Origin of the sequence: Blastococcus sp. TF02A-35 (assembly GCF_004571075.1) — a bacterium.
Lineage (GTDB): Bacteria > Actinomycetota > Actinomycetes > Mycobacteriales > Geodermatophilaceae > Blastococcus.
The window spans coordinates 1-5,253 of record NZ_SPQP01000074.1; the positions used below are offsets into that span (position 1 = coordinate 1).

6 protein-coding genes are annotated in these 5,253 nt (G+C 69.6%); 2 read left to right on the forward strand and 4 right to left on the reverse strand.

Features of this window, described 5'->3' with window-relative positions:
* Positions 1-103: 103 nt before the first annotated feature.
* From E4P43_RS19460 to E4P43_RS19475, 4 genes are all read right to left on the reverse strand, one after another.
* Positions 104-301, reverse strand: a complete 198-nt coding sequence (locus E4P43_RS19460) for a hypothetical protein (protein WP_135147162.1) — start codon at positions 299-301, stop codon at positions 104-106.
* A gap of 148 nt (positions 302-449) precedes the next feature.
* Positions 450-1,466 carry a hypothetical protein gene (locus E4P43_RS19465; RefSeq protein WP_135147163.1) on the reverse strand — a complete coding sequence of 339 codons (1,017 nt, stop codon included), beginning with the start codon at positions 1,464-1,466 and terminating at the stop codon, positions 450-452.
* A 4-nt stretch (positions 1,467-1,470) separates the two neighbouring features.
* Positions 1,471-2,580: a hypothetical protein gene (locus E4P43_RS19470; protein WP_135147164.1), complete on the reverse strand. Its 1,110-nt coding sequence runs from the start codon at positions 2,578-2,580 to the stop codon at positions 1,471-1,473.
* Between the two features lie 136 nt (positions 2,581-2,716).
* The gene (locus tag E4P43_RS19475; protein ID WP_135147165.1) at positions 2,717-3,307 is read right to left on the reverse strand and encodes a hypothetical protein; all 591 of its coding nucleotides are present in this window, start codon (positions 3,305-3,307) and stop codon (positions 2,717-2,719) included.
* 361 nt (positions 3,308-3,668) lie between these two features.
* On the opposite strand from E4P43_RS19475, the gene E4P43_RS19480 reads away from it, so the two are divergent.
* Both E4P43_RS19480 and E4P43_RS19485 read left to right on the forward strand, forming a co-directional pair.
* Positions 3,669-4,427, forward strand: a complete 759-nt coding sequence (locus tag E4P43_RS19480; RefSeq protein WP_167759260.1) for a F510_1955 family glycosylhydrolase — start codon at positions 3,669-3,671, stop codon at positions 4,425-4,427.
* Positions 4,428-4,691: 264 nt separating this feature from the next.
* On the forward strand, positions 4,692-5,253 hold a 562-nt coding region (locus E4P43_RS19485; RefSeq protein ID WP_135147167.1), incomplete at its 3' end, for a heavy-metal-associated domain-containing protein.

The following is a 5,253-nucleotide window of genomic DNA, read 5'->3' on the forward strand; positions in this document are numbered from 1 at the left end:
GTTGCGAGCAACGTTCACGACGTCGTCGCGGAACTCCTTGGGGTAGGGCTTGGGCACGGTGAACATCCTTCCAGCGGCGCCTCACGGCACCACAGATCAGATGTCACCTACTCGTGCAGCAGTCCCTTCCGCTGCCAATCGCGTACAGGGCGGTGGCGATGTCGAACTCGACGTCGTAGCCCTCACCCTCGATCGTCATGCGCACCGGCTCCATGTAGACGCGGTCGGCGTGCGCGGCTGCGTTCCGAGGGGTGGAGTGCAGGCTGTTGCGGTTCTTGCGGGGCTTGCGTCGGCTCGACATGGCGCCTTCTCTGCTGGACTTTCGCTTGCGGTCCCGCCTGCTATCGGCAGGCGGTGACCGGTCTACGAACGATCCGCAGGACGGGGTGTTCTTGATCGGTTGAGGCCCGAGATCCTGCTCGCACCTGGCGACGGCGAGCCCGCCCCCGTCAGAACAGGGTGTCCTGGGTCGGCTGCGGCTTGGTGGCGGGTCGGCGGGTCACCATCGGCGGTGGGGCCTTCGAGGTGGCGCGCTTGGCGATGACCTTGTGGATGTCGCCGTCGCCGGAGCGGCGGATCAGTTTCCGGGACACGGTCCAGGTGCCGTTGCCGTCGTTGGCGGCCAGGCCCGCTCGCTCCAGCAGTGCCATGGCGTCGCGGACGACGGAGATGCGGCCGACGCCGTACTCGCTCTGAAGTTGGGTCGTCGTGGACTTCTCGTCGATGGTGATGTCGGTGGTGCCGCCGCCGTACATGGTGCGCCAGGTGCGGGTCCACAGGTGGGTGGCGAGGTAGAGCGGCTGGATGGGGTCGTTGATGAAGCCGCGTGCGGACTTGGTGTCGGCGAAGAAGCGGGCCTCGACAGGTAGCCCTTCGCGCAGTTTGGTGCCGATGTGCGGTTCGCGGTCGCTGCTGTACAGGTCTCCATTGGAGGGGTCGGGCAGCCGCTGGAACAGGTAGTAGGACTCAGTGCGGGCGAACTGCACGATGCACGGCGGCCGGGGCGGGTCGTACGGGTGGTCGGGGTTGGCCAGGCGGTCGGCGATGATCCGCTGGACGGCGAGCAGCCCGATCTTCATCTGCACGAGCAGCATCAAGTCCACGTGGTGCACGGCGGCGAGTCCGCCCTGCGCGTCGGGGACACGGGTGAGGGTGGCATAGCGGCCGATCTGGGTGCACAACTTGTCGACGCTGCCCTCGTGCAGGGCGAACTGGGCGATCTCGCCGACGATCGCTGTGCCGTCGGTGAACAGCACGGTGAAGTCCGGCGTCCAGTAGTTCTTCTTGTTGCCGGGTACGGGGATGCGCGGGAACCGCTCGAAGTGGGCGACGGTGTCCTTCAGGCCCTTGACCGTGGTGAACAGCCACTCCAGCGCGGAGACGACATCTACGTGCTGGTCGTAGGTGGCGAAGCCGTCGAGCAGGTGCTGTTCTTCGGCGGCGTTGCCGGATGCGGGTGGCGGCACGGGCTCAGAGCGGGACGACCAGGTCGTCGAGGGACACCGACTCCGGTCGCTTCGCTTCGGTGATCTCTAGCGCCTCGAACCGCTCGCCGAGGTTCTGGGTCAGACGGGTGAGCGCGCCCAGGCTGGAGCGGAATCCGGGGTGCACCTCGATGGCGTCGGGGGTGGTCACGAACACGTCGAAGTTGGATCCGTCGGCGGAGTCGGTGACCACGACGTGCAGGTAGGGGTTGCGGTGCAGGACGGCGATCACGAGGCCGCGCTGGCGCTCCAGTTCGGCCAGCACCTCGCCGGTGGCCTCGGCGTCGACCAGGATTGGCGCAGGCAAGCGGATGCTGATCGGCTCCGGCGGCGGGGCATCCACGCGGCGCTCGCGCCCGGCCATGAGCGCCCGGCGGCGGAACGCGGCGGTCGCGAGGCGTCCGAGGACGACGCGGTCGAACAGGTGGAAGTCGCCGTTGTAGAAGGTCGCGCCCGCGCGGCGGCGCAGGTGCAGGCTGATCTGTTCGGCGATGTGTAGCGTGAGGGTGCGCACGGACGCGCCCTCGGCTTCGGCGTTGCCGATCGCCTCGTGGTGCGAGGGGCGCAGCGAGCCGGAGCGGGCGGCCCAGCCTCGGTTCAGTGAGGACAGGTCCGCGCGCTTGCGGGCGGTCAGGCGGCTGACCTCGACCTCGCCGAACTCGGACAGGGCGGTGCCGATGTCGGCGAAGTCGTCATGGTCGAGGAAGACCGGCACGATCTCGGGGGCGGCCTTGATCACCCACCGTTCGACCTTGCGCCAACGCGGGTCGGTGGTGGGGACGCTGCCGACCAGGTGGAAGACGCCGTCGTGCGCGGTCGGCCAGGCGCCGAGAACGAACGGACCGTGCTCGTCGTCCACCCGCAGCAGGGTGACCAGGCCAACGGTGCGCAGGTCACCGGCGACGAACTCGGCGATCACCGTCAGCGGGTTCGCGTCTCCGGCGATCACCGTCTCCACGGCGATCTGCTCGGCGGGGGAACCGGCGGCGCGGCTTACGGCCTCGGCTAGTGAACCGAGGTCCTGACCGAGGTCGGCGAACTGCCACAGCAGGGAGTCGAAGCGGGTCTCCTCCGCTTCGCGTCTGCGGCCAGCCATTGCTCCCCTCCCCGTTCGGTGTGTGACCTGCGAACTCACATCATTCACGTCGGCAGCCAGGCGGTGCACCTACAGGCCAGCGGCAACCCGATCGGGTCAGCGCCCGTCCGCCGCCGGGTGAGGCCGCCGGGGTGGGCTACTCGGGGGTCGGTGGGGTGGTCAGCATCTGCTGGGCTCGGGCTTCCAGGTCGGTCAGTTCTGCTCCGCACAAGAGCCGTTCCACGACCCGGTCGACCTCTTCGTCGAGGTCGGGGATGCCCATCCGTTCGCCGACCGTCCGGACGATGTCGGTGACTTCGGCGACGCGCGGCTTGTGATGCTGGTAGTTGAGCATCTGCCCGGCCAGGTCCACGCCCCGGTCCAGGGCGATCGCCAGGCGGGCTGCCTCGCGGCGGTCGTGGTCGAGGGCGGCAAAGACCTGCCAGCCGAGGTCGTACTCCAGGAACGTGGGGAACATGGCGTCGTAGCGCCAGAGATCGTTGAGGGCAGCGATCGGGTCGTAGGGGCCGTGGATGTGGCGCAGGGCGTGCCGCAGGCCCGCCAGCCGCTCGTCGGGCGACTCGTGACGCCAGCGGCGGAACGAGGGGTGGCCGGGCTGCTGGCTGCCGAGGAACCACAGGTCCCCGAGGCGCAGAGCGAACGGCTCGACGTTGTTGTCGCTGGCCTCGACGGCTTCGTCGCTGGGGAGCAGTACCTCGGCGTCCGGGCGGTCGTAGAGCACCTGCATGGCCGTGGACGGTGATCCGGCGAGCATTGCCTTGGGCAGGTTGGCCCGGAGATACGCCCGCCGCGCCGCGTCACGTGGGGTGGGAGGCGTTGCGGGCACGGCGTCAGGGTGCCAGGGCAGTGAGACAGGTCGGGGCTGGCGGTGCGACCACCGCCCCCCTGGCCGGTGAGGCGGAGCCTCGTAGGCTCGGGACGGCGTCATGCCCGACGCACCCCCGACTTGACGGGAGACCTCCTTGCTCCGCCGGTGCGCCGCGCTCGCCATTGCGGGCGGACTGACGCTCACGCTGACCGCCTGCACGACCGAACCTTCGGACAGCCCCGCAACCGACTCACACCCACGCCCGGCGGCGGATGTCGGGATGGAGCATGTGCACGGGCTGGGCGTGGATCCGGCTGACGGCATGCTTTATGCGGCCAGCCACTTCGGGCTGTTCCGCGTGCCGGAGGACGGCGACGCCACTCGGGTCGCCGACCGACATCAGGACACGATGGGCTTCACCGTCGCCGGGCCGGGCACGTTCCTCGGCTCGGGGCACCCGGACTTTCAGATGGACCCGGACTTCCCGACGCGGCTCGGGCTGATCCGCAGCGAGGATGCCGGTGAATCCTGGGACATCGTGTCCCTCGGCGGCGAGGTGGACTTCCACGCGCTGCGTGCGGCGCACGGCAACGTCTACGGGTGGGACGCGGGAACCGGCCGCGTGATGGTCTCGGTCGACGAGGGGCTGACCTGGGAGACCCGCAGCACCCTGGACCTGCGCGACTTGGCCGTGCACCCCGAGGACCCAGAGGTGCTGCTGGCGACGATCGAGCAAGGGCTGCTGCGCAGCGAGGACGGCGGCCGGACATGGACGACCGTTCCGACTGCTCCCGGCGTCACCGTGCTGGCCTGGCCCGCCACCTCGTCGCTCTACGGACTCACGCCCGACGGCGCCGTTCACGAGTCGACCGACGGCGGAACGACCTGGACGGAGCAGGGGTCGGTCCAGGCGGAGCCCGAAGCAGTGCTCGTCGACTACCGCGAAGGTGTCGAAAGCATCTACGTCGCGGTCTCTCCGGCGACCATCCTCGTCAGCACCGACGGCGGCGATTCGTTCACCACCCGCTACGCGGGCTAACCCCCTCGCACCTGGGTACTTCCGCAGGCGACTGCCCGGACGGTGCGGCTCGGCATGTGGGCTCGTCGCTTCGGGTGGGGGCCACGTCCCGCTGCGGTACTGATGCCTGCCCGATCGCTCTCGTGCCCGACCAATGGCGACCTAGCAGCGGGAAACTTTAGCCTGGTGGAATACCCCCAGGGGGTACTAGCCTTCAGACGGGTACCCCCAGGGGGTAGTAGCCGTTGAGGCGGCACAGAGCACACCGACGTGAGGGAGTGGGTCATGCCAACGCAGCAGCAGACCACCGTGCTGGAGGTCTCTGGCGTGCACTGGGCCTCGGAGAAAGCCGTGGCGGAGGCGGTGCTGGGCAGGCGGCCCGGCGTGCTGAGCGTCGAGGCGAACCCGGTGTCCCAGACGGCGACGGTCACCTACGACCCGTCGCGGACGTCGGTGGCGGAGTTGGCGGCCTGGGTGCGTGATTGCGGCTATCACTGCGCCGGACAGTCGGTTCCGCAGCATGTCTGCGACCCGGCCGCCGAGCCGCATCACGTCGGGGCTCACGACGGTCACCGTCCCGCAGCGAGCGCGGCGACACACGACCACGCGGCCATGACGGTGCCCGCCGCCCAGTCCGGGGGCGAGCACGCCGGGCATGGCCAGCACGAGGGACACGGCGAGCATGCGGGGATGACGCCGCAGGACGCGATGGGGCACGGTGGCCACCACGCCGGGATGTCGATGGATGACATGGCTCGCGACATGCGCAACCGCTTCCTGGTGGCCGCGCTGCTGTCGATTCCGATCCTGCTGTGGTCCCCGATCGGCCGGGAGGTGATCGGCTTCG

Bases quoted from the DNA above. Each gene is read 5' to 3' on its own strand.
- E4P43_RS19460 (WP_135147162.1), bottom strand. From the start codon at position 301: ATGTCGAGCCGACGCAAGCCCCGCAAGAACCGCAACAGCCTGCACTCC.
- E4P43_RS19480 (WP_167759260.1), top strand. From the start codon at position 3,669: ATGGAGCATGTGCACGGGCTGGGCGTGGATCCGGCTGACGGCATGCTT.
- E4P43_RS19475 (WP_135147165.1), bottom strand. From the start codon at position 3,307: ATGCAGGTGCTCTACGACCGCCCGGACGCCGAGGTACTGCTCCCCAGC.
- E4P43_RS19470 (WP_135147164.1), bottom strand. From the start codon at position 2,580: ATGGCTGGCCGCAGACGCGAAGCGGAGGAGACCCGCTTCGACTCCCTG.